Source organism: Alcaligenes pakistanensis, assembly GCF_014652815.1.
Taxonomy (GTDB): domain Bacteria; phylum Pseudomonadota; class Gammaproteobacteria; order Burkholderiales; family Burkholderiaceae_B; genus Alcaligenes; species Alcaligenes pakistanensis.
The window spans coordinates 1-750 of sequence record NZ_BMZN01000014.1; the positions used below are offsets into that span (position 1 = coordinate 1).

Consider the following 750-nt stretch of genomic DNA (forward strand, 5'->3'; position numbering starts at 1 on the left):
GGCAGATCCGTATCGATGCCGTAGTCACGGTCAGCTTCAGCCGAAGCAGGGTTACCTGCTGCGTCTTCAGTCTCAACCTTGGCTTTAACGTTCGTGTCTTGGATCAGCTCAGAGCCAGGAACGTCTACGTTCCAAGTCTTACCATCGGCGTTAACCGTGGTCGTGTAGTCCTTGCCGTTGACCGTGACGGTCACGGTATCACCAGCCTTAACGTCTTTACCCACCGTACCAGTGATAGTGACATCACCTTCCGATTCGGCCTTGTTGATCACGTCGTCTTCAGCGATCACATTGATCGCGATCTCGGCTTCGGGCAGATCCGTATCGATGCCGTAGTCACGGTCAGCTTCAGCGCTGGCTGGGTTGCCAGCGGCGTCTTCGGTCTCAACCTTGGCTTTAACGTTCGTGTCTTGGATCAACTCAGAGCCAGGAACGTCTACGTTCCAGGTCTTACCGTCAGCGTTAACGGTCGTGGTGTAGTCCTTACCATTGACCGTCACGGTCACGGTATCACCAGCCTTAACATCCTTGCCAACGGTACCCGTAATGGTCACGTCGGACTCGGACTCAGCCTTGTTGATCACGTCGTCTTCAGCGATCACATTGATCGCGATCTCGGCTTCAGGCAGATCCGTATCGATGCCGTAGTCACGGTCAGCTTCAGCCGAAGCAGGGTTACCTGCTGCGTCTTCAGTCTCAACCTTGGCTTTAACGTTCGTGTCTTGGATCAGCTCAGAGCCAGGAACGTCT

General features: G+C 54.5%; 1 protein-coding gene. It reads right to left on the reverse strand.

Annotated features, from left to right (window positions below; translation table 11 throughout):
• Positions 1-750, reverse strand: a 750-nt coding sequence (locus IE156_RS18300; RefSeq protein ID WP_189394107.1) for an Ig-like domain-containing protein, incomplete at both ends; no start/stop codon positions are given.